The following is a 19,530-nucleotide window of genomic DNA, read 5'->3' on the forward strand; positions in this document are numbered from 1 at the left end:
AGAGAAAACGATTGCGTAAAAACGGCTTTTTTTGCCTTTAATCAATTCCAATTGGGCGGGGGATACCGGATAATACGCCCCCGGTTTGCAACCGGGAAATCAGGAGAGTCCATGTACTACCCCCTCATCAGGAAAGCGTTGTTCCAGCTCGATCCCGAGCGAGCGCACGAAGTGACCTTTCGTCAGCTCAGCCGTATTACCGGCACCCCATTAGCGTTTCTTGTCCGTCAGTCCGTGCCGACCAAACCGGTTAGCTGCATGGGGCTGTCGTTTAAAAACCCGCTGGGATTGGCCGCCGGTCTGGATAAAAACGGCGAATGCATCGATGCGTTCGGCGCGATGGGCTTCGGCCATGTGGAAGTTGGCACCGTGACGCCGCGCCCGCAGCCAGGCAACGACAAGCCGCGTTTGTTCCGCGTGGTTGAGGCGGAAGGCCTGATCAACCGCATGGGGTTCAATAACCATGGCGTGGACAATCTGGTTGAAAACGTTAAGAAATCCCATTTCGGCGGCATTCTTGGGATCAATATCGGCAAGAATAAAGACACTCCGGTCGAACAGGGTAAAGACGATTATTTGATCTGCATGGATAAAGTTTATCCGTATGCCGGTTATATCGCGATTAACATCTCTTCACCGAATACGCCGGGGTTACGATCCTTACAGTATGGCGAAGCGCTGGACGATCTTTTGGCCGCGATTAAAAATAAGCAGCAGGAATTACATGCGCGCCATCACAAATATGTGCCGGTGGCGGTAAAGATCGCGCCGGATCTTTCTGAAGAAGAATTGATCCAAATTGCCGATAGTCTGGTGCGGCATAATATCGATGGGGTGATTGCCACCAATACCACGTTGGATCGAAAATTGATCCAGGGGTTGAATTACTGCGAGCAAGCGGGTGGGTTGAGCGGGCGTCCGTTGCAATCACGCAGCACCGAAGTGATCCGTCGTCTCTCCACCGAACTGCAAGGGCGCCTGCCGATTATCGGCGTGGGCGGCATCGATTCGCTGACGGCGGCGCGAGAAAAATTGGAGGCCGGCGCGAGCCTGCTGCAAATTTATTCTGGATTTATCTATCACGGCCCGCGTTTGATTAAAGATATCGTTACCCATATCTAATATTTTTCCTCTCATTTTATTCCGGGGGTTTATTTCTGCCCCCGGCTCGTCTATATTTTGTTCGTTAGCATAAATATCGTTCGCGGAATTATCCGATGTTTAAGCTATTTTATCGGTGATAAAATCGCCTTTTAGGGTGAGTGCGGCGTTGGCATAGGCAGCGAGAAGGATACGAAATGAAGATAAAACCTGACGATAATTGGCGTTGGTATTTTGATGCCGAACACGATCGGCTAATGCTGGATTTAGCTAATGGTATGATCTTTCGTTCACGTTTCCCGGCCAAAATGTTAACGCCGGACGCCTTCGATGAATGCGCTTTTTGCGTGGACGACGCCGCCCTTTATTTCACCTATGAAGAACAGTGCAAACAGGTCAAGCTCAGCCATGAACAGCGCGCCGAGCTGGTGTTGAATGCGCTGGTTGCCTATCGCTTCCTGAAACCGCTGATGCCGAAGAGCTGGCATTTCTCGCAGCAGCACTACCCGTTGCAGCCGAAAAACGGTGAGCTGGCGGCGGTGAAAGTGATGGAAAGCGGCGCGGAAGCGCGCCTGCTGGTGGTAGAGGCCGGGGATAACGCCAGCCTGTGCCTGCTGGCGCAAAATCAGCTGACGGTCGCCGGCCGCACCATGGTATTGGGTGACGCCATCAAGGTAATGCACGATCGGCTGAAACCCTGCGCGCAGGATGAAAGCGCCGCCCCGGCTTACGACAGGGCGGTATAAGGCGGATCACGCCAGGGTCAAATCACTTTTCGGGATGCAGCTGCAGCACAGGATGGTGCCGTTGTCGCCCAGCGCGCTTTTCTTCAGGGGCGCGACTTCACCGCTCAACAATGTAATGCGGCAGCTGCCGCAAATCCCGGCGCGGCAGGAGTAAGGTACGCGGATGCCTTGCTGTTCCAGCTGCTCGAGCAAGATCTGCTGGTTATTGCCGGTAAACACCTTTCCTTCGTATTCGATAGTGACGCTGTGCTCGCTGTCTTGCGGCGCTTGCACGCTCTCCACCACTTTCCCGGCGCCATAAGGGCGCGGCGGCTTGGTCGACAGCACTTCCACCGCATCGCCCACGCGAATGATGCCGCTGTTACGCGCGATCATATTCTGGCCAAAATCGATGTCGCCGTTGTCGGCGGAACGGAATTTTTGCAGCGTGCTCAGCGGTTCGCCGCTCGGGTGCTTGCGGCCGCGCTCGGTGCTGACGGTGGTGAGCACGCAGCGGCTGCAGGGCTTCACCAAATCGAACATGACGTCGCCGACGCGGATCACCTGCCAGCCGTCCTCGGCCCAGGCGGTTGCGCCACTCACCACCAGATTGGGGCGGAACTGCTCCAGTTTGATGCTGCCGGGGCAGCGCTGCTGCAGATCGTTGAACGAAGCCTGGTTAATCAGCAGAAAAGGATAGCCGTCGGCAAACGTCAGTGGGATCTCGGGGTGCTTCTTCACCCGGCGGGTCAACTCCGGCCCCAGCCAGCGCAGCTGCACGTCACGCTGGAAATAGCCGCTCAGCCAGCGGTTGATCTCATCCGGCGCGATCAGCGCGGTGAAATGGTTGCCCCATACCTCGGTCGGCTGCGGCGCGGCGGCGAAGTCGCTGAAGCGAATGGCGGCGCTTTCGCCGTCCGGCGCGGTCAGGAATAGCCCGTCCGGCAGCAGCGCCGGCGTGAACAGCACCATCTGCGGGTGTTGGCGCGCGGTAATAAAGGTGCCATCCGGCTCGGTGATCATAAAGTTGCGGTCGAAGGCCAGACCGCTGCTGCCGACCTGGGCGTAAGAAAGCTGCAGACCGCGCAGTGATTTAACCGGATGGACGTAGAGTCTGGAAAGCGTGATCACCCTTATCTCCGTGCGATTATTAAATAGAAGGGAGCAACTTTATGACAAGCGGTGCGGATTAGCTATAATGCGCAACAATTTTCTTTTTGGTGATAAGCACGATATGAACTCTCTGTTTGCCAGCACGGCGCGTGGATTGGAAGAACTGTTAAAAAGCGAGCTGGAAGCGCTTGGCGCTCACGACTGCAAAGTGGTGCAGGGTGGGGTACATTTTCAGGGTGACGATCGTCTTCTGTACCAAAGCCTGCTGTGGAGCCGCCTGGCTTCGCGCATTCTGTTGCCGCTGAACGAATTCCGCGTGCACAGCGATCTGGATCTGTACCTCGGGGTGCAGGCGATAGACTGGCCGAGCATTTTTGGCGTGGATAAAACCTTTGCCGTGCATTTCAGCGGCGTGAACGAAGAGATCCGCAACAGCCAGTATGGCGCGCTGAAGGTGAAAGACGCCATCGTCGACAGCTTTACCCGCAAACTTGACCAACGCCCGACGGTCGCCAAGCAGCAGCCGGATATTCGCGTTAACGTCTTTCTGCAGCGCGATATGGCCAGCGTGGCGCTCGATCTGAGCGGTGAAGGCCTGCATCAGCGCGGTTACCGCGATCTCACCGGCCAGGCGCCGCTGAAGGAAAACCTGGCGGCCGCCATCGTGTTGCGTTCCGGCTGGCAGCCGGGCACGCCGATGCTCGATCCGATGTGCGGCTCCGGCACGCTCTTGATCGAAGCGGCAATGATCGCCGCCGATCGTGCGCCGGGCCTGCACCGCCAACACTGGGGCTTCAGCGCCTGGAACGGTCACAACGCCGAACTGTGGCGTGAAGTCACCACTGAAGCGCAGGTGCGCGCACGCCGTGGCCTGCAGGAAACCGCCTCTCGCTTCTTCGGCTCCGACATCGATCGCCGGGTGATTGAAATGGCGCGCGGCAACGCCCGCCGCGCCGGCGTCGCCGAGCTGATCACCTTCAACGTCGGCGACGTGGCGCGCTTGACCAATCCGCTGCCGGAAGGCCCGCACGGCACCGTGATCAGCAACCCGCCGTACGGTGAGCGTCTGGAAAGCGAACCGGCGCTGATCGCGCTGCACAACATGCTGGGCCGCGTGATGAAAAGCGCCTTCGGCGGCTGGCAGCTTTCGCTGTTCAGCGCCTCGCCGGAGCTGTTGAGCTGCTTGCAGCTGCGCGCCGAGCGCCAGTTCAAGGCGAAAAACGGCCCGCTGGAGTGCGTGCAGAAAAACTATCAGCTGGCGGCGAACCCGGCCGGCGCCACTACCGGCGGCGTGCAGGTGGCGGAGGATTTCGCCAACCGTCTGCGCAAGAACTTGAAGAAGCTCGACAAGTGGGCGAAACAGCAGGGCATTGAATGCTACCGCCTGTACGACGCCGATCTGCCAGAATACAACGTCGCGGTGGACCGTTACGGCAGCAAGGTGGTGGTGCAGGAGTATGCGCCGCCGAAAACCGTGGATGCGCAGAAAGCGCGTCAGCGCCTGTTCGATGTGATCAATGCGACGCTGGCGGTGCTGGAGCTGCCGTCGAATCAGCTGATCCTGAAAACCCGCGAGCGGCAGAAGGGTAAGAACCAGTACGAGAAACTGGCGCAGAAAGGCGAATTCCTGCTGGTGGAAGAGTATAACGCCAAGCTGTGGGTCAACCTGACCGACTATCTCGATACCGGCCTGTTCCTCGATCACCGCATCGCGCGCCGCATGCTGGGCGAGATGAGCAACGGCAAGGACTTCCTCAACCTGTTCGCCTATACCGGCACCGCCAGCGTGCATGCCGGGCTGGGCGGCGCGCGCAGCACCACCACGGTGGACATGTCGCGTACCTATCTGGAATGGGCGGAGAAGAACCTGCGCGCCAACGGCCTGACCGGCCGTCAGCATCGGTTGATCCAGGCCGACTGCCTGTCGTGGCTGAGCAACGCCAACGAACAGTTCGACGTGATCTTCATCGATCCGCCGACGTTCTCCAACTCCAAGCGGATGGAGAACACTTTTGACGTGCAGCGCGATCATCTGGCGCTGATGAAAGATTTGAAACGGTTGCTGCGCCGTAACGGAACCATCATGTTCTCGAACAACAAGCGCGGTTTCCAAATGGATATGGCAGGGCTGAGCGCGCTGGGCCTGGAGGCGAAAGAGATCACCGCCAAGACGCTGTCGCAGGACTTTGCCCGTAACCGTCAGATCCACAACTGCTGGCTGGTGACTCACGCCGGCGAAGGAAAATAATTACTATGTCGTTAATCAGCATGTCCGGCGCCTGGCTCTCTTTCAGCGATGCGCCGCTTTTAGACAACACCGAAATTCATATCGAAGACAACGAGCGCGTGTGTCTGGTCGGGCGCAACGGCGCCGGTAAGTCCACGCTGCTGAAGATCCTCGGCAAAGAGATCCCGCTGGACGACGGCCGGGTGATCTACGAACAGGATCTGATCGTGGCGCGCCTGCAACAGGATCCGCCGCGCAATATCGGCGGCAGCGTGTTCGACTTCGTGGCCGAAGGCGTCGCGGAGCAGGCGGAACACCTGAAGGCGTATCATGCGATTTCCCACCTGGTGGAGAGCGATCCGAGCGAGAAAAACCTGGCGCGCATGGCGCAAATCATGGAGATACTCGATCACCAGGGGCTCTGGCAGCTCGACAGCCGCATCAGCGAAGTGCTGCTGCAGCTGGGGCTGAACGGCGACGCCGAGCTTTCCTCGCTGTCCGGCGGCTGGCTGCGCAAAGCGGCGCTGGGCCGCGCGCTGGTGAGCTCGCCGCGCGTGCTGCTGCTCGACGAACCGACCAACCACCTGGATATCGAAACCATCGACTGGCTGGAAGGTTTCCTGAAAGAGTTTGACGGCAGCATCGTCTTCATCTCGCACGACCGTTCGTTTATCCGCAACATGGCGACGCGCATCATCGATCTGGATCGCGGCAAGCTGGTCTCCTGGCCGGGCAACTACGATCTGTATCTGCAGAGCAAAGAAGAAGCGCTGCGGGTGGAAGAGCTGCAAAACGCCGAGTTCGATCGCAAGCTGGCGCAGGAAGAGGTCTGGATCCGTCAGGGCATCAAAGCGCGCCGTACCCGTAACGAGGGCCGCGTGCGTGCGCTGAAAGCGCTGCGCGTCGAGCGTTCAGAGCGCCGTGAAGTGATGGGCACCGCCAAGATGCAGGTGGAAGAGGCGACCCGCTCCGGCAAAATCGTATTCGAGCTGGAAGACGTCAATTATCAGGTCGGTGAAAAAGTACTGGTGCGCGGTTTCTCCGCGCAGGTACAGCGCGGCGACAAGATTGCGTTGGTGGGGCCGAACGGCTGTGGCAAAACCACGCTGCTGAAACTGATGCTCGGTCAGCTGAAAGCCGACAGCGGCCGCGTGCACTGCGGCACCAAGCTGGAAGTGGCCTATTTCGACCAGCACCGCGCGGATCTCGATCCGGAGCGCACGGTGATGGACAACCTGGCGGAAGGCAAGCAGGAAGTGATGGTCAACGGCCGTCCTCGTCACGTCTTGGGCTACCTGCAGGACTTCCTGTTCCACCCGAAACGCGCCATGACGCCGGTGAAGGCACTCTCGGGCGGTGAGCGTAACCGTCTGCTGTTGGCTAAGCTGTTTTTGAAACCGAGCAATCTGCTGATCCTCGATGAACCAACCAACGATCTCGACGTCGAAACGCTGGAGCTGCTGGAAGAGCTGATCGACGGCTATCAGGGTACCGTGCTGCTGGTCAGCCACGATCGCCAGTTCGTCGACAACTCGGTGACCGAGTGCTGGATCTTTGAAGGTAACGGCGTGATCAACGCCTTCGTCGGCGGTTATTACGATGCGCATCATCAGCGGGCCACGGCGAAACCGATTCGTCAGGCGGCGCCGAGCGCGAGCAAACCGGCGGCGGAGAAAAAGGCCGAACAGCCGAAGAAAGCGGCGGCCAAGCTGAGTTACAACCTGCTGCGCGAGCTGGAACAGTTGCCGCAGCGGCTCGAACAGCTGGAGGCGGAAATCGAAGCGCTGCAGGCGCAGATGAGCGATGCCGACTTCTTCACGCGGCCGCACAGCGAAACGCAAGAAGTGCTGACGGCGCTGGCTAACGCCGAGCAGGCGCTCGAGCAGGCCTTCGCCCGTTGGGAAGAGCTGGAAGCGATGAAAAACGGCTGACCGTTGCGATACCGCCCGCGCGCTGCTGCGGGCGGTATCGACGTGCCGGTGAGCAACGTTATTGAGGAGGAATATGGTGTGTTCCCACAACAATCATCAGCAGCATAGTCATTCCGTACCTTCGGCGGAGCACCAGGATAACCTGATGCTGTGCCCGCAGTGCGACATGCTGGTGGCGCTACCGCCGCTGGCCTATGGCAGCAAAGCGGTATGCCCGCGTTGCAAAACCACGCTCAGCGCCCGCTGGGACGAACCGCGCAAGCGGCCGATCGGTTACGCGCTCAGTGCCTTATTCATGCTGGTGCTGGCCAACATTTTCCCGTTTATCAACATGCGCGTCGCCGGTCTCGGCAACGAAATCCGGCTGATTCAAATTCCGGAGGTCATGGTGGCGGAAGATTACGCCAGTATGGCCACCTTGTTTATGGTGTTCGTGCAGCTGATCCCGGCATTTTGCATGGTGGCGATCATCCTGCTGTGCGCCAAAGTGCGCTTGCCGCTCGGGCTCAAAGCGTGGATGGCCCGGGTGCTGTTCCAGTTCAAAACCTGGTGCATGGTGGAAATTTTCCTCGCCGGGGTGCTGGTCAGCTTCGTCAAGCTGATGGCCTACGGCGATATCGGCATCGGCAGCAGCTTCGTGCCTTATTGCCTGTTCTGCCTGCTGCAGGTGCGCGCCTTCCAGTGCGTGGATCGGCGCTGGCTGTGGCAGGACATCGAACCGGCGCCGCGTATCGATCGCCCGCTGACGGTGGGGCGCACCGGCATGCGTCAGGGCGTGCGTTCCTGCGCCTGCTGCACGGCGATCCTGCCGGCCAATCAGGTGAGCTGCCCGCGCTGCCACACCAAGGGCTACGTGCGCCGCCGTCACAGCCTGCAGTGGACGCTGGCGCTGCTGGTAACCTCTGTCATGCTGTATATTCCGGCTAACCTGATGCCGATCATGGTGACCGAGGCGCTGGGCAACAAGATGAATTCCACCATCATGGCAGGGGTGATCCTGCTGTGGGGGGACGGCTCTTATCCGGTGGCGATGGTGATTTTCATCGCCAGTATCATGGTGCCGTCGCTGAAAATGCTGGCGATCGGTTGGCTGTGCTGGGATGCCAACGGCAGGAAGAAACCGCGTGCCGACAGCGAACGCATGCACCTGATTTATGAAGTGGTCGAGTTCGTTGGCCGCTGGTCAATGATCGACGTGTTTGTGATCGCCGTATTGTCGGCGCTGGTGCGAATGGGGCAGTTGATGAGCATTTATCCTGCGACGGGCGCTGTGCTGTTCGCGCTGGTGGTGATCCTCACCATGTTCGCCGCCATGACATTTGATCCCCGGCTGACCTGGGATCGCGCAAGTGAAACAATCAACAAGGAGCCGCAAGGTGACGGAAAATAATCATAGCGTCGCAGACGTTGAGAAGATCAAACGCTGGTCGCCGGTGTGGATCATTCCCATCGTGACCGCGCTGATCGGCGCCTGGATCCTGTTTTACCACTTCAGCCATCAGGGGCCGGTGGTGACGCTGGTCACCACGACGGCGGAAGGGCTGGAAGCGGGTAAAACCAAAATCAAAAGCCGCAGCGTGGACGTCGGCGTGGTGGAAACCGTCACGCTGAGCGATGATCTGAGCAAGGTGATGGTGCAGGCGCGTCTCAATTCCGGCATGGAGAAATTGCTGCGTCAGGACTCCGCCTTCTGGGTGGTGAAGCCGCAGATCGGCCGTGAAGGCGTCTCCGGGCTGGGCACGCTGCTGTCCGGCGCCTATATCGAACTGCAGCCGGGCAGCAAGGGCAAAGACGGCAAAGACAACTATCAGCTGCTCGACGCGCCGCCGCTGGCCTCCCCGGACGCCAAGGGGCTGCGCATCGTGCTGGACAGCGAGAAATCGGGCCAGCTCAACGCCGGCGACCCGGTGCTGTTCCGCGGCTATCGCGTCGGGTCGGTGGAAACCAGCTACTTCGATCCTAAAGAACGCGCCATGCGCTATCAGCTGTTCATCACCGCGCCTTACGATCAGTTGGTCACCACCAACGTGCGCTTCTGGAAAGACAGCGGCGTGGCGTTTGACATGTCGGCGCAGGGCATGCGGGTGGAGATGGGCTCGTTGACCACGCTGTTCAGCGGCGGCGTCAGTTTCGACGTGCCGGACGGCTGGGATCGCGGCGAACAGGCGAAAGAGAAGGCGGAGTACCAGCTGTTCGACAACCAGCGCAGCACGCAAGATTCGCTGTATACCGTGCATAAGGATTACCTGCTGTTCTTCTCCGATTCGGTACGCGGCCTGCAGCCGGGTGCCCCGGTCGAGTTCCGCGGCATCCGCCTGGGCACGGTGGCTCAGGTGCCATTCTATAAAGAGGGCATGGCGCAACGCCTGGATAACGACTACCGCATTCCGGTGCTGATCCGCATCGAGCCGGATCGCTTCCAGAAACAGCTGGGCGGTAATTTCGATATCGAAGGGCACTTGAAAGACGCGGAATCCCGCGGCATGCGCGCTTCAATGAAATCCGCCAACCTGCTGACCGGTTCGCTGTATATCGATCTCGACTTCTATCCGCAGGAGAAACCGTGGAAAGGGCCGCGCGAGCTGTTCGGTTATCCGCTGATGCCGACCACCAGCGGCGGGCTGGCGCAGATCCAGCAGAAACTGATGCAGACGCTGGACAAGATCAACGCGATGCCGATCAATCCGATGATCAACGAAGCGACCAAGACGCTGGCGGAAAGTCAGAAAACCATGAAGTCGACGCAGCAGACCATGAAGTCGCTGAACGACATCATCGCCAGCAAAGAGATGCAGGCGCTGCCGCAGGACATGCAGAAAACGCTGCTGGAGCTGAACCGCAGCATGAAAGGGTTCCAGCCTGGTTCACCGGCTTACAACAAGATGGTGGGCGATATGCAGCGCCTCGACCAGGTGTTGCGTGAGCTGCAACCGGTGCTGCGCACCCTGAATGAGAAGAGCAACGCGCTGGTGTTTGAAGCCGCCGGCAGCACTGACCCTCAGCCGAAGAAGGCCACGAAATGATGAAATGGATCCCGGTAGCCCTGGCGTTGTTGCTCAGCGCCTGCAGCAGTTCGCCACAGAAGACCTACTACCAGTTGCCGGCGCTGGGTGCGCCGGCCGCGGCCAGCAGCAGCGGCGCTTCCACGCGCCAGCTGTGGCTGGAACACGTGAGCGTGGCGGATTATCTGGCGCAGAGCGGCGTGGTGTATCAAACCAACGACGTACAGTATGTGATAGCCCAGAACAACCTATGGGCCAGCCCGCTCGACCAACAGCTGCAGCAAACGCTGGTCACCAACCTGAGCAGCGCGCTGCCAGGCTGGGTGGTTTCTTCGCAACCGATGAGCAGCGATCAGGATGTGCTGAACGTGACCATCAGCGGTTTCCATGGCCGCTTTGACGGCAAGGCCATCGTTCGCGGCGAGTGGGTGCTGAACCGCCAGGGGCGCTTGATCAAACGGCCTTTCAGCCTGGAGTTGAAACAGGGTGAGGACGGCTATGATGCCCTGGTGCGCACGCTGGCGCAGGGCTGGCAGCAGGAAGCCCAGGCTATCGCAGCACAGATGGGCGGCATTTAGTCATAATTTGGTCTAAAATCGTCTAATCCCTGTCAGCGTGAAAAGTCTTTTTTTCTCCCTGGCAGGGATTTCTTTTTCATTTCAAAAAGTTAAACCCTTTCCCGGCAGATCAGCCACTTAGCACTTTCCTCGGGCGTAGCTCACAAATATGACATTGGCGTGAATTTTGCGCATTGATCTTCTCTTCTTTTAGCGCTATTGATAACTCGTGGCTGCGCAAAAAGCAGCCATTGTTTTCTTTCCACCAGACCAAAATGAGGGAAACGAGGCATGAAGAGACAGAAACGCGATCGTCTGGAAAGGGCGCATTCGAGAGGGTATCAGGCAGGTATTTTAGGGCGTTCCAGGGAACATTGTCCCTACCAATCATCGGTGGACGCCCGGTCTCAATGGCTGGGAGGTTGGCGAGAAGCCATGGAAGACAGGGCTGTGACCGCTTAAGCGGCTCCCTGTCAAATAAAAGGAATAACCTCCGCCCTTTGGCGGAGGTTTTTGTTTGTGGCCTCTGAGGTGGCATCACCCAGGGCGTTCTCAGTGGGGTTATTGCTTCGCGCTGGCCTGACGAGGAGCGAGAAAGCGTGATTCGTATCGACGGGGCACGCTTTAGGCGCTCTGGAAGCGGGTAAACAGGAGATCCTTAAAGGGAGGGCAGAGGCGGTGCAAAGCGTTGGGGGATAAAAGAAATGCCGCCACGAGAGACGTGACGGCATGCGCGATCGTTGGGAAAGAAGGCGGTGGCCGCCTTCTCGTCAGCGTGATTAGAACGCTGCGGTATCCTTGAACAGGCCCACTTTCAGATCGGTGGCAGTATAGATCACTTCGCCGTCAACCAGCACTTCGCCATCGGCGACGCCCATGATCAGCTTACGGGTGATAACGCGCTTGAAGTTAATGCGGTAAGTCACCTTCTTCGCGGTTGGCAGCACCTGGCCGGTAAACTTGACTTCACCGACGCCCAGCGCGCGGCCTTTGCCTTCGCCACCCAGCCAACCGAGATAGAAACCGACCAACTGCCACATCGCATCCAGGCCCAGGCAGCCCGGCATGACTGGATCGCCGATAAAGTGGCAACCGAAGAACCATAGGTCAGGATTAATATCCAGCTCCGCTTCCACATAACCTTTGTTGTGAGTCCCGCCGTCTTCGCTCATTTTGACCACGCGGTCCATCATCAACATGTTACCTGCCGGCAACGGTGGGCCACCGGCGCCAAACAGCTCGCCACGGCCGGATGCTTCGAGGTCTTCTTTTGTATAGGAATCGCGTTTATCTACCATGTTCTCAGTAAGCCTTATTTTAATGAAGGACGCAGATTAGCTAACACGTGTACGCTGAACAAGTCCGATCAGCCGTGGTTGAACCAGTTGAGCCAGCGCAGCGGCCATGGGCGACGGCGTTCCTGCAGGCTCACCTGCGCAATCCGTTCCTGAATGGCCGCCAACAAATTCGGCTGTTGTTCATCAGAGTAGAGGCAACCTGTAAGCAAAGGCAAGGCTTCCGCCGCGCTCTCTACCGCCCACAGATGGAATTGCCCCTCGCGTACCGCGTCGACGACATCTTGACGCAGGCACAGGTGGCGCACGTTGGTCACGGGCAATACGACGCCCTGTTTGCCCGTCAGGCCGCGGCGTAAACAAACTTCGAAGAAACCTTCGACCTTTTCGTTAACGCCGCCTATCGGCTGTACGTTGCCGAATTGGTCGACGGAGCCGGTGACGGCAATCTGTTGTGTGATCGGTTGCTGCGACAGAGCGCTGACCAAGGCGCATAGCTCAGCCAGCGAAGCGCTGTCGCCGTCCACTTCACCGTAAGATTGTTCAAAGACGATGGAGGCGGAGAAGGGCAGCTGCTGATCCAGGTCCAGCTCGGCGATCAGGAACGCCTGCATGATCATCATGCCTTTAGCATGCAGGTTGCCGCCCAGTTCGGCTTTGCGCTCGACGTCGGTAAACTCGCCGTCGCCGAGATGCACGACGCAACTGATGCGCGACGGTTCACCGAAGCTGCGCGGATGGCCGGGATAATCCAGGACTGACAGACCGTTGATCTGCCCGACCACTTCGCCCTCGGTCTCAATCAGGATCTGGCCCAGCTCAATCTCATCCTGCATGCGCTCGGCCAGATAGCTTTCACGCCATTCGCGGGCATTCAACGCCGCTTCAAACGCTTTGGCGGTAATGCGCTCCTCTTCGGCATACAGTGCGGCTTCGGACAGCTGCTGGCCAAGCCAAACCGGTGAGAGTGGCAGGATGCCCTGATCGCCAGTGTGACGCACAGCCTGGACGATCAACGGCGCCCAGGCATCAGCCGCCAACGTCGGCAACTGCTGGTCGGCAATCACGCCATTGACGTAGCCGCACCACTGCGCCATATCATCGACTTCAGTCAGCTGCAGATCGTCTTCGTATTCGCCGTAGACCGCTTGTTCGCTCAGTTCCGGCTCGATGTCGTGGAAGTCGGCCAGGCCGTGACGGTCGCCGACCACTATCAGCCGCAGGTCCAGCGGCATCGGTGGAATGGTTACCGGCAGCGGGCGGGTTTCGTCTGGCGAAACCCAATGGAACTGACGCTGGCCGATCATCTGCTTCAGCCGCAGCCATAGCAACGGCTGAGCCAACAGCGCTCGGGCCGACAGGATCAGAACGCCGCCGTTGGCCTGGTGCACTAGGCCCGGCTGCAGGGTAATGTCGCCATTGTGGATCCGCACGCAGCCAAACAGCTGCTCCGGTTCAATCCACTCCTGGAACAGGCAGGCACTGCCGGCGGCGAAAGGTTCATCGCCACGGCTGGCAGGCTCAACGCTGACCTTGCCACCCTGAATGACATAGTGGCTGCCGCGGCATGCCGTGTTTTGCGTCAGTAGCGGTTTGACGGCGTGAGCGATCAGTTCCAGGTACTCTCGCGTTTCTTGCGCTTTCAACAGCATGAATCGCGGTGGCGATTGAGGGTGGCAAAATAGCGTCAGGGCATTTTCCAGCCGAGGCTGAATGGCGGAAAAGGGCACGGGTGCCAACTGAGCGGCGGTATCAAATATCGCCTGATAAGGCGTTACGTCCGGCAATAAAGATTGCCATTCAAGTCGGTTATTGGTCAAAGTGTTAGATGCAATCGTTAAAAAGGGAAAGGGCGATTATACAAGAATAACGGCAGCTTGATACATGCGGAGTGCCTGTTGGCATCAGGGAGTTTGACATCGCGCGATGACTGTGCAAAAAACAGTCTAAAAGACGGCTTAATTGCCGGGGAAATTCGGCGCAAAGCTGTTATGCTTATTTGAAGTTACGCGGTCACTGAAGAGCTCAAGATGAAATATCAGCAACTGGAAAATCTGGAGAGCGGTTGGAAATGGAAGTACCTGGTGAAGAAGCACCGGGAAGGGGAACTTATTACCCGCTACATTGAAAACAGCGCTGCTCAGGAGGCGGTTAACGAGCTGCTGAAGCTGGAAAATGAGCCGGTAAAGGTTCTTGCATGGATTGCTGCTCATATGAATCCGGAGTTGGATAACCGGATGAAGCAAACGATCCGCGCCCGCCGCAAACGTCATTTTAACGCAGAACACCAGCATACGCGTAAAAAATCTATCGATCTGGAGTTTTTGGTTTGGCAACGTTTGGCTGCCCTGGCGCGCCGTCGTGGCGTCACGCTGTCGGAAACCGTTGTACAACTTATCGAAGATGCTGAGCGCAAAGAGAAGTATGCGAATCAGATGTCATCGTTGAAAGAAGACTTGAAGGCGATTCTCGGCAAGGATCCCAAGTAAGCGAGGCAGAGTGCCTTCGCTGCGCCAGGCCTTGAATGTTCTGATAACAGCAGGACGAAAAAAAACCCCGCAATGCGGGGTTTTTTATTAGACGGGTAAACTTAGCCCTGAGGCTGAGTTACAACGTCTTTGATACCTTTAACTTCGATCTCTACGCGACGATCTGGTGCCAGGCAGTCGATCTGAGCTTTGGTAGCGCGGCCAGCTTTGTAGCCACAGGTGTTGCCTGTAACTGGATCAGCTTTGCCCATGCCACGTGCAGAGATTTTGTCTGACGGGATGCCTTTGGAGACCAGGTAGTCAACAACGCTTTGTGCGCGTTTTTCAGACAGTTTCTGGTTGTACTGAGCAGAACCAACGGCGTCGGTGTAACCCAGAACAACTACGGAACCGTCTTTAGGATCCATGGAGCTCAGCTGGGTGTACAGCTGATCCAGAGCCTGCTGACCTTGTGGCTTCAGAGTTGCTTTGTTGAAGTTGAACAGCACGTCAGACTTCAGAGTGAAACGCTTGGTTTCAACAACTGGAGCCGGAGCTGGAGCTGGAGCAACTGGAGCAACTACGTCATCCTGACCGAAGCGGTAAGAAACGCCCAGGCTCAGCATGGTGTTGTCTGGACGTGCGCCAACGGTACCTGCGTCACCGATGTTGCTTACGAACTGGTAGTCCAGGCGGGTAGCCCAGTTTTTGGTCAGTGCGTATTCAACACCAACAGCAGCCAGCGGAGAAACGCCGGTGTCGTGGTCGCTCAGGCGAGTGCCGTTGCCGTAGTTAGCTTTGGAGTCTGCACGCCATACCATACCACCCAGACGAGTGTAGATGTCCAGATCGTCAGCAATTGGGTAGCTCAGTTTAGCGGCCAGTTGAACGCCCTGCGCTTTGAAAGCACCGTTGTTCACGCTGCCTTTGTAAGGCATACGGCCGAGCCAGTCATAGCCCAGTTCGAAGCCCAGGTATTGGTTTGCCTGGTAGCCCAGGAACGCGCCGGCACCCAGCTGATCTTTGTGGGTTGGGCCGTTGCCGATACCGTTCTGGTAACCGTTACCGTAGAAACCAGTGTCGTGGTACTGGGACCAGCCCAGTTTAGCACCGGTGTACCAGGTGTTATCTTTTGGAGCGGCTTGCGCTACGGTAGCGAAACCTGCCAGTGCCACTGCTAATGCGATAGCTGTCTTTTTCATTTTGCGCCTCGTTATCATCCAAATAGGCAATGAGCTTTAAAGCTGTTTTAAGCCCTTGGTTAAATTCCTTCGCCAAGGTTTAAGCCCTCGTTTGTTACTCGCCAGTTTTTCTGACGTTATAGAGCAACCTTGGCGATGTAAAGTCTACAACGTGGCGCGAAAGTTACAAGTGTGATGTGATAAGGCTCTAAAAAAAAACGCGGAATTGTACATATTTGCTAACATTCTTAGCCTAAAAAAACGGCGATTCATCGGGCGTTTTTGCTTGGCAAACCGCGGCCGGACTAGCTTTGTGCCTCATCCCGCAAAGGTTCCCTCTACGGGGTGCGAAAATGATGGGAAAAATCCTAAATTTACTTAATGATACAAAGAAGAGTGAATTTTTAGGGTGGAACAGTGTCCGTGAGTCGGGTCAATGTCACGTTGAGGACGCATGATAAACCCGTAGGCATTACCCAATTCTGCCGCACGTCTTAATTTTAGACGATCCTCCTCCGTTAGCTCGGGCAACCAGCCGAGAACCACGCTGTAGTTCCCTGTTTGCAGCGCTTTTTCCATTGCCTCAACCGTATTCACCGGGCTGATTTGGCTCAACTGCACCATTTTATCCACCGGCAGGCCGGACTGCTGCAGCCATTGCTTGCTTAACTTTTGCTGCGGCGTCAGCCACAGAAGCCAGCGAGACTGCTTGCCCAGTTGCTGCAGCAGGGGCAACAGCAGTTGAGCCACTGCGGGCTGGCGCTCGTTGTAAACAAGTTCACTGATTAAGCCATTCTCTTTGCCGACATCCGTGTTCTTCGCAACGTTATTCGCTGTAAAAGAGCCATGGCTGAAATGAGGTTGGTAGAGTGATTGAGTACGCATAAAGTTCCCGCCCGTCGTGTTACTGTATGTTTATACAGTACCTCTGGTTTAGGATAAGATCAACCCAAATTTTCGTAGCGGCTCGCATAATTGCGATCATTTTTTGTACTGATGTTTTTTGTGATTGGCATGCAGGCGGATAGTGCGTATTTTCCTAATTAGTTGTTCACGTTACTTTTTTCATTGATGAGAGAAATAATACGAACGGAACCTAAAAAGGAGGAACGCTATGAAAAGGATGTCGACGAGAAGAATCGCGCAGGCTAAAAATTGCTTCGCCGCGTTGGGTACCATCACCACGCGGTCGCAGTTTGGTGGCTATGGGTTGCTGGCTGAGGGGGTGATGTTTGCTGTGATAGCGGAAGGCGAGCTGTATTTACGGGCTACGGCGAGCATGGAGCCGGCCTTTCGCGCCCGGGGCATGGTCAATATGGTTTATTCCAAGCGCGGTGTGCCCATCACTTTGCGTTATTACTGGGTTGATGAGTCTCTGTGGCGGGAACGTAATGAGCTGGTGGGGCTGGCATGGCAAGCTGTCAGGGAAGCGCGCCGGGAGCAGCGGCTCAAGGCCGGCGATCATGGAAGATTGAAGGCGCTACCAAATATAGATGTCAACATGGAACGCTTGCTGTGGCGAGCGGGTATCCGCAACGCCTATGATCTGCGGCTGCACGGTGCGAAACGCAGCTATCTTTGCCTGCTGCAACAACAGACCAATTTGGGATTGCGAGTTCTGCTGTCGCTGGGTGGAGCGATAGCCGGTTATCATCAGGCAGCATTGCCGAGCGACTTGTACAACGAACTGGTGCGTTGGTTTGATCATATGATGGCGATGCGTCGCCATGGGCATGCGCCGGTGATTCAGGGCCCACCGAGCGGGCCCTGAATAATTAGGCGGCCTTATTGATTTGAGTGTGCAGCGCGGTGAGTTCCGGCAGCAATTCGAGCACCAGTCCCACCTGCTGCAAAACCAGCTGTTCTTTGCTTTCTGGTTCCGGAACGGCTTTGCGAATGCGCTCCGCCAGTTGTTCCAGCGCCTGCGTAATTCGCTGGCTGTTCCGTTCCTCCTGGTGCAAGGCGCCGTCTACATAACATACGGCATCATTGAGCAGATCGAGCGTGGCAGGAGTGTTCAGCCGCTCGCGGTGCGCGCCCAATGCCGAGATATAACTCAGGAGAGTGTGATTTAGGCAGAGCAGACGGAAAGCGGCTTCCTGTAGCGCCTTGTCGGCCTTGGGGTCAGCGGACATGTTGGAGATGACCGAAGCCAGTTCGGCATCGCTGTTGTGGGCATCTCGTCGCGCAATGCGGTAGGCGAGGCCGTTATCCTTACCCTGGTGGTATTGCACCAGAATGGCGTCCAGATAACGGCAGTTGGCATTCAGCGTTTTATCCACCACCGCCGGCAGTTGGCGGAACTTCCAATCCGGCCAGATAAAGCTTACCGCCGCCCAAGCGATGGCGCAGCCTAGCAAGGTATCGTAAACGCGTGGGGCTGCGACTTCGAATCCTTCACCCAACAAGTTAAAGCACAACAGTACCAGCAGCGTGATGAACATCGTCGCGTGTGCATATTGTACGGTGCGGAAAGCGAAGAACAGAACGCCGGTGATGACGATCAACACCAGCTGTCCTTCCAGTGAAGGCACGAAATAAAGGATCGGCAGGCCGATCAGGATACCGGCCAGGGTGCCGATGATGCGCAGTGCTAAGCGCCGGCGGGTGGCGTTATAGTTCGGTTGGCAGACGAACAGGCTGGTCAGCAGGATCCAGTAACCGTGTTGCATGCCGGTGAATTGAATGAAGGCGTAACCCACGCACAGCACCGCCGACATGCGGATCGCGTGGCGGAACAGGGCCGACTGCGGGGTCAGATGGCGGCTGATGCGCAGCCGAATATCGCTCCAGCCGGTTAAGCGGTCGTCGGCCAGACTGTTTTCTTCTGCTTGCCCGCTGGCCAGCGTCTGCTCTGACTCGATATTGGCCAACTGCGCATCGATCGCATGCAGGTTTTTCAACAGATGCGCCAGCGCCTTGGTCTGCTCGGTATTACCCTGGGTTTCGGCGATGCGCGCCAACGCCTCCTGAATGCGGCTGAAAGCCGGCTCAAACCTTGGGTTGTGCTGGTACTTTTGCCTGAGCAGGATAGATTGCGCCAATTGGCGACAGGCACGCGCTTGCATGCTCAGCAAACGCTGGAAGCGGAACAATATGTCGCTATGACGGAATTGGCGGCTGAGAGCATGGTACTGAACGTGGGAGGAGCTGGCGCGTTCGTGGATATCTTGCGCGACGAAATAGTAGTGCAAAGTGCGGCGGGTGCCGCGCTGGCCGCGATCGCCTTTCAGGCGCGTCAACAACGAGGCTTTGGTCTGGTTCAGCAACGCAACCAAAGCGCTGTTGGCCATCGCGACATCCATCCAGGGCAGATCGGCGTCGCGCTCGGCGTCCGGATCGAACAGGTTGGCTTTGGCATCCAGATAGTTGGCCAGTTGATCGTAGCAGCGCGCCAGGTTCTCTTGCAGCGGCCGGATGGGGAACAGCAGGTGGCCTGCCAGCGTTAGCAGGTTGTACCACAGTGCACCGATCACCAGCAGCAGCGGTTGCTGATACCAGGCGTCGTACATTGATGTGCCGAGCATGGTGTAAACCGCGATCAGCAGCGCGCCAAAGGCGATGGTGGCATAACGTTGCCCCAAGGCACCGAGCAGGATAAAACCGCAGGTCGAGGTGGTTAAGCCAAGGGCGAACAACCAGGGGTAGGGGAACAGCAGTTCGATCGAGGCGGAGGCGACAAAGAAGCACACCAGCGTGATCAGCAGGTTGCGTAACCTGCCGGCCAGGCGATCATCCAAATCAGTCAAGGCCGCCGCCACCACGCCCAGCGTCAACGGTATGGTCAGCTTGGGAATGCCCAGCCACCAGGGAACGACGGTAGTGCCGGTCAGCGCAATAAGAATGCGCAGGTGATACAGCAGGTTGCTGTTGTAGGTGTAACGACGAACTGCGGGTGCAAAAGAGAGCACGAAAAACTCCTCAAACGGA

16 protein-coding genes are annotated in these 19,530 nt (G+C 57.4%); 10 read left to right on the forward strand and 6 right to left on the reverse strand.

The genetic code is table 11. The features are described 5' to 3' along the window. The first annotated feature begins 111 nt into the window (after positions 1-111). Together pyrD and ACJ8HT_RS10625 are read left to right on the forward strand one after the other, a co-directional pair. A complete protein-coding gene (gene pyrD / locus ACJ8HT_RS10620) occupies positions 112-1,122 on the forward strand; it encodes a quinone-dependent dihydroorotate dehydrogenase (protein WP_197652040.1) in 1,011 nt (336 codons plus the stop codon). 176 nt (positions 1,123-1,298) lie between these two features. Next, positions 1,299-1,847 (forward strand): cell division protein ZapC, encoded by a 549-nt coding sequence (locus tag ACJ8HT_RS10625; RefSeq protein WP_004928171.1) that lies wholly within the window; start codon positions 1,299-1,301, stop codon positions 1,845-1,847. 6 nt (positions 1,848-1,853) lie between these two features. Here the strand turns inward: ACJ8HT_RS10625 and ACJ8HT_RS10630 are convergent, their stop codons facing one another. Further along, positions 1,854-2,957: a YcbX family protein gene (locus ACJ8HT_RS10630; protein WP_197652039.1), complete on the reverse strand. Its 1,104-nt coding sequence runs from the start codon at positions 2,955-2,957 to the stop codon at positions 1,854-1,856. 103 nt (positions 2,958-3,060) lie between these two features. On the opposite strand from ACJ8HT_RS10630, the gene rlmKL reads away from it, so the two are divergent. The 6 genes from rlmKL to rmf all read left to right on the forward strand — a co-directional run bounded on the left by rlmKL (position 3,061) and on the right by rmf (position 11,118). Continuing rightward, on the forward strand, positions 3,061-5,187 hold the full coding sequence (gene rlmKL, locus ACJ8HT_RS10635) for a bifunctional 23S rRNA (guanine(2069)-N(7))-methyltransferase RlmK/23S rRNA (guanine(2445)-N(2))-methyltransferase RlmL (protein WP_087762369.1): 2,127 nt from the start codon (positions 3,061-3,063) through the stop codon (positions 5,185-5,187). Between the two features lie 5 nt (positions 5,188-5,192). Then, the gene (locus ACJ8HT_RS10640; RefSeq protein ID WP_197652038.1) at positions 5,193-7,097 is read left to right on the forward strand and encodes an ABC transporter ATP-binding protein; all 1,905 of its coding nucleotides are present in this window, start codon (positions 5,193-5,195) and stop codon (positions 7,095-7,097) included. Positions 7,098-7,170: 73 nt separating this feature from the next. Then, the gene (gene pqiA / locus ACJ8HT_RS10645) at positions 7,171-8,487 is read left to right on the forward strand and encodes a membrane integrity-associated transporter subunit PqiA (protein ID WP_197652037.1); all 1,317 of its coding nucleotides are present in this window, start codon (positions 7,171-7,173) and stop codon (positions 8,485-8,487) included. Beyond that, on the forward strand, positions 8,474-10,120 hold the full coding sequence (gene pqiB, locus ACJ8HT_RS10650) for an intermembrane transport protein PqiB (protein WP_049272923.1): 1,647 nt from the start codon (positions 8,474-8,476) through the stop codon (positions 10,118-10,120). Before pqiA ends, pqiB begins: the two co-directional genes overlap by 14 nt. Beyond that, positions 10,117-10,677 carry a membrane integrity-associated transporter subunit PqiC gene (gene pqiC / locus ACJ8HT_RS10655; protein ID WP_049272921.1) on the forward strand — a complete coding sequence of 187 codons (561 nt, stop codon included), beginning with the start codon at positions 10,117-10,119 and terminating at the stop codon, positions 10,675-10,677. The genes pqiB and pqiC overlap by 4 nt, the downstream gene beginning before the upstream one ends. 270 nt (positions 10,678-10,947) lie before the next feature. Next, positions 10,948-11,118, forward strand: a complete 171-nt coding sequence (gene rmf / locus ACJ8HT_RS10660) for a ribosome modulation factor (protein ID WP_004928150.1) — start codon at positions 10,948-10,950, stop codon at positions 11,116-11,118. Positions 11,119-11,435: 317 nt separating this feature from the next. On the opposite strand, the gene fabA is transcribed toward rmf, so the two are convergent. Beyond that, entirely contained in the window at positions 11,436-11,954 is a 519-nt protein-coding gene (gene fabA, locus ACJ8HT_RS10665; RefSeq protein ID WP_049200448.1) for a bifunctional 3-hydroxydecanoyl-ACP dehydratase/trans-2-decenoyl-ACP isomerase, read from the reverse strand. Between the two features lie 68 nt (positions 11,955-12,022). After that, complete coding sequence (locus ACJ8HT_RS10670) at positions 12,023-13,771, reverse strand: AAA family ATPase (RefSeq protein WP_197652036.1); 1,749 nt, start codon at positions 13,769-13,771, stop codon at positions 12,023-12,025. Between the two features lie 210 nt (positions 13,772-13,981). Between ACJ8HT_RS10670 and matP the strand changes: the two genes are divergently transcribed. Continuing rightward, positions 13,982-14,440: a macrodomain Ter protein MatP gene (matP, locus tag ACJ8HT_RS10675; RefSeq protein ID WP_004928138.1), complete on the forward strand. Its 459-nt coding sequence runs from the start codon at positions 13,982-13,984 to the stop codon at positions 14,438-14,440. Between the two features lie 101 nt (positions 14,441-14,541). Here matP and ompA read toward each other — a convergent pair whose 3' ends face one another. Continuing rightward, positions 14,542-15,621: a porin OmpA gene (ompA, locus tag ACJ8HT_RS10680; RefSeq protein WP_025159667.1), complete on the reverse strand. Its 1,080-nt coding sequence runs from the start codon at positions 15,619-15,621 to the stop codon at positions 14,542-14,544. 357 nt (positions 15,622-15,978) lie between these two features. Next, complete coding sequence (gene sulA / locus ACJ8HT_RS10685) at positions 15,979-16,485, reverse strand: SOS-induced cell division inhibitor SulA (protein ID WP_049200449.1); 507 nt, start codon at positions 16,483-16,485, stop codon at positions 15,979-15,981. Positions 16,486-16,714: 229 nt separating this feature from the next. Between sulA and ACJ8HT_RS10690 the strand changes: the two genes are divergently transcribed. Beyond that, positions 16,715-17,371 (forward strand): TfoX/Sxy family DNA transformation protein, encoded by a 657-nt coding sequence (locus ACJ8HT_RS10690; RefSeq protein ID WP_049200451.1) that lies wholly within the window; start codon positions 16,715-16,717, stop codon positions 17,369-17,371. Positions 17,372-17,375: 4 nt separating this feature from the next. On the opposite strand, the gene yccS is transcribed toward ACJ8HT_RS10690, so the two are convergent. Continuing rightward, positions 17,376-19,511 carry a YccS family putative transporter gene (gene yccS / locus ACJ8HT_RS10695; RefSeq protein WP_197652035.1) on the reverse strand — a complete coding sequence of 712 codons (2,136 nt, stop codon included), beginning with the start codon at positions 19,509-19,511 and terminating at the stop codon, positions 17,376-17,378. Positions 19,512-19,530: the final 19 nt, after the last annotated feature.

The organism is Serratia sp. CY44782 (genome assembly GCF_052168715.1).
Lineage (GTDB): Bacteria > Pseudomonadota > Gammaproteobacteria > Enterobacterales > Enterobacteriaceae > Serratia > Serratia nevei.

Coding starts and splice junctions, on each gene's coding strand:
- matP (WP_004928138.1), top strand. CDS start 13,982: ATGAAATATCAGCAACTGGAAAATCTGGAGAGCGGTTGGAAATGGAAG.
- ACJ8HT_RS10625 (WP_004928171.1), top strand. CDS start 1,299: ATGAAGATAAAACCTGACGATAATTGGCGTTGGTATTTTGATGCCGAA.
- pyrD (WP_197652040.1), top strand. CDS start 112: ATGTACTACCCCCTCATCAGGAAAGCGTTGTTCCAGCTCGATCCCGAG.
- sulA (WP_049200449.1), bottom strand. CDS start 16,485: ATGCGTACTCAATCACTCTACCAACCTCATTTCAGCCATGGCTCTTTT.
- rmf (WP_004928150.1), top strand. CDS start 10,948: ATGAAGAGACAGAAACGCGATCGTCTGGAAAGGGCGCATTCGAGAGGG.
- fabA (WP_049200448.1), bottom strand. CDS start 11,954: ATGGTAGATAAACGCGATTCCTATACAAAAGAAGACCTCGAAGCATCC.
- pqiC (WP_049272921.1), top strand. CDS start 10,117: ATGATGAAATGGATCCCGGTAGCCCTGGCGTTGTTGCTCAGCGCCTGC.
- ACJ8HT_RS10640 (WP_197652038.1), top strand. CDS start 5,193: ATGTCGTTAATCAGCATGTCCGGCGCCTGGCTCTCTTTCAGCGATGCG.
- ACJ8HT_RS10690 (WP_049200451.1), top strand. CDS start 16,715: ATGAAAAGGATGTCGACGAGAAGAATCGCGCAGGCTAAAAATTGCTTC.
- pqiA (WP_197652037.1), top strand. CDS start 7,171: ATGGTGTGTTCCCACAACAATCATCAGCAGCATAGTCATTCCGTACCT.
- rlmKL (WP_087762369.1), top strand. CDS start 3,061: ATGAACTCTCTGTTTGCCAGCACGGCGCGTGGATTGGAAGAACTGTTA.
- ompA (WP_025159667.1), bottom strand. CDS start 15,621: ATGAAAAAGACAGCTATCGCATTAGCAGTGGCACTGGCAGGTTTCGCT.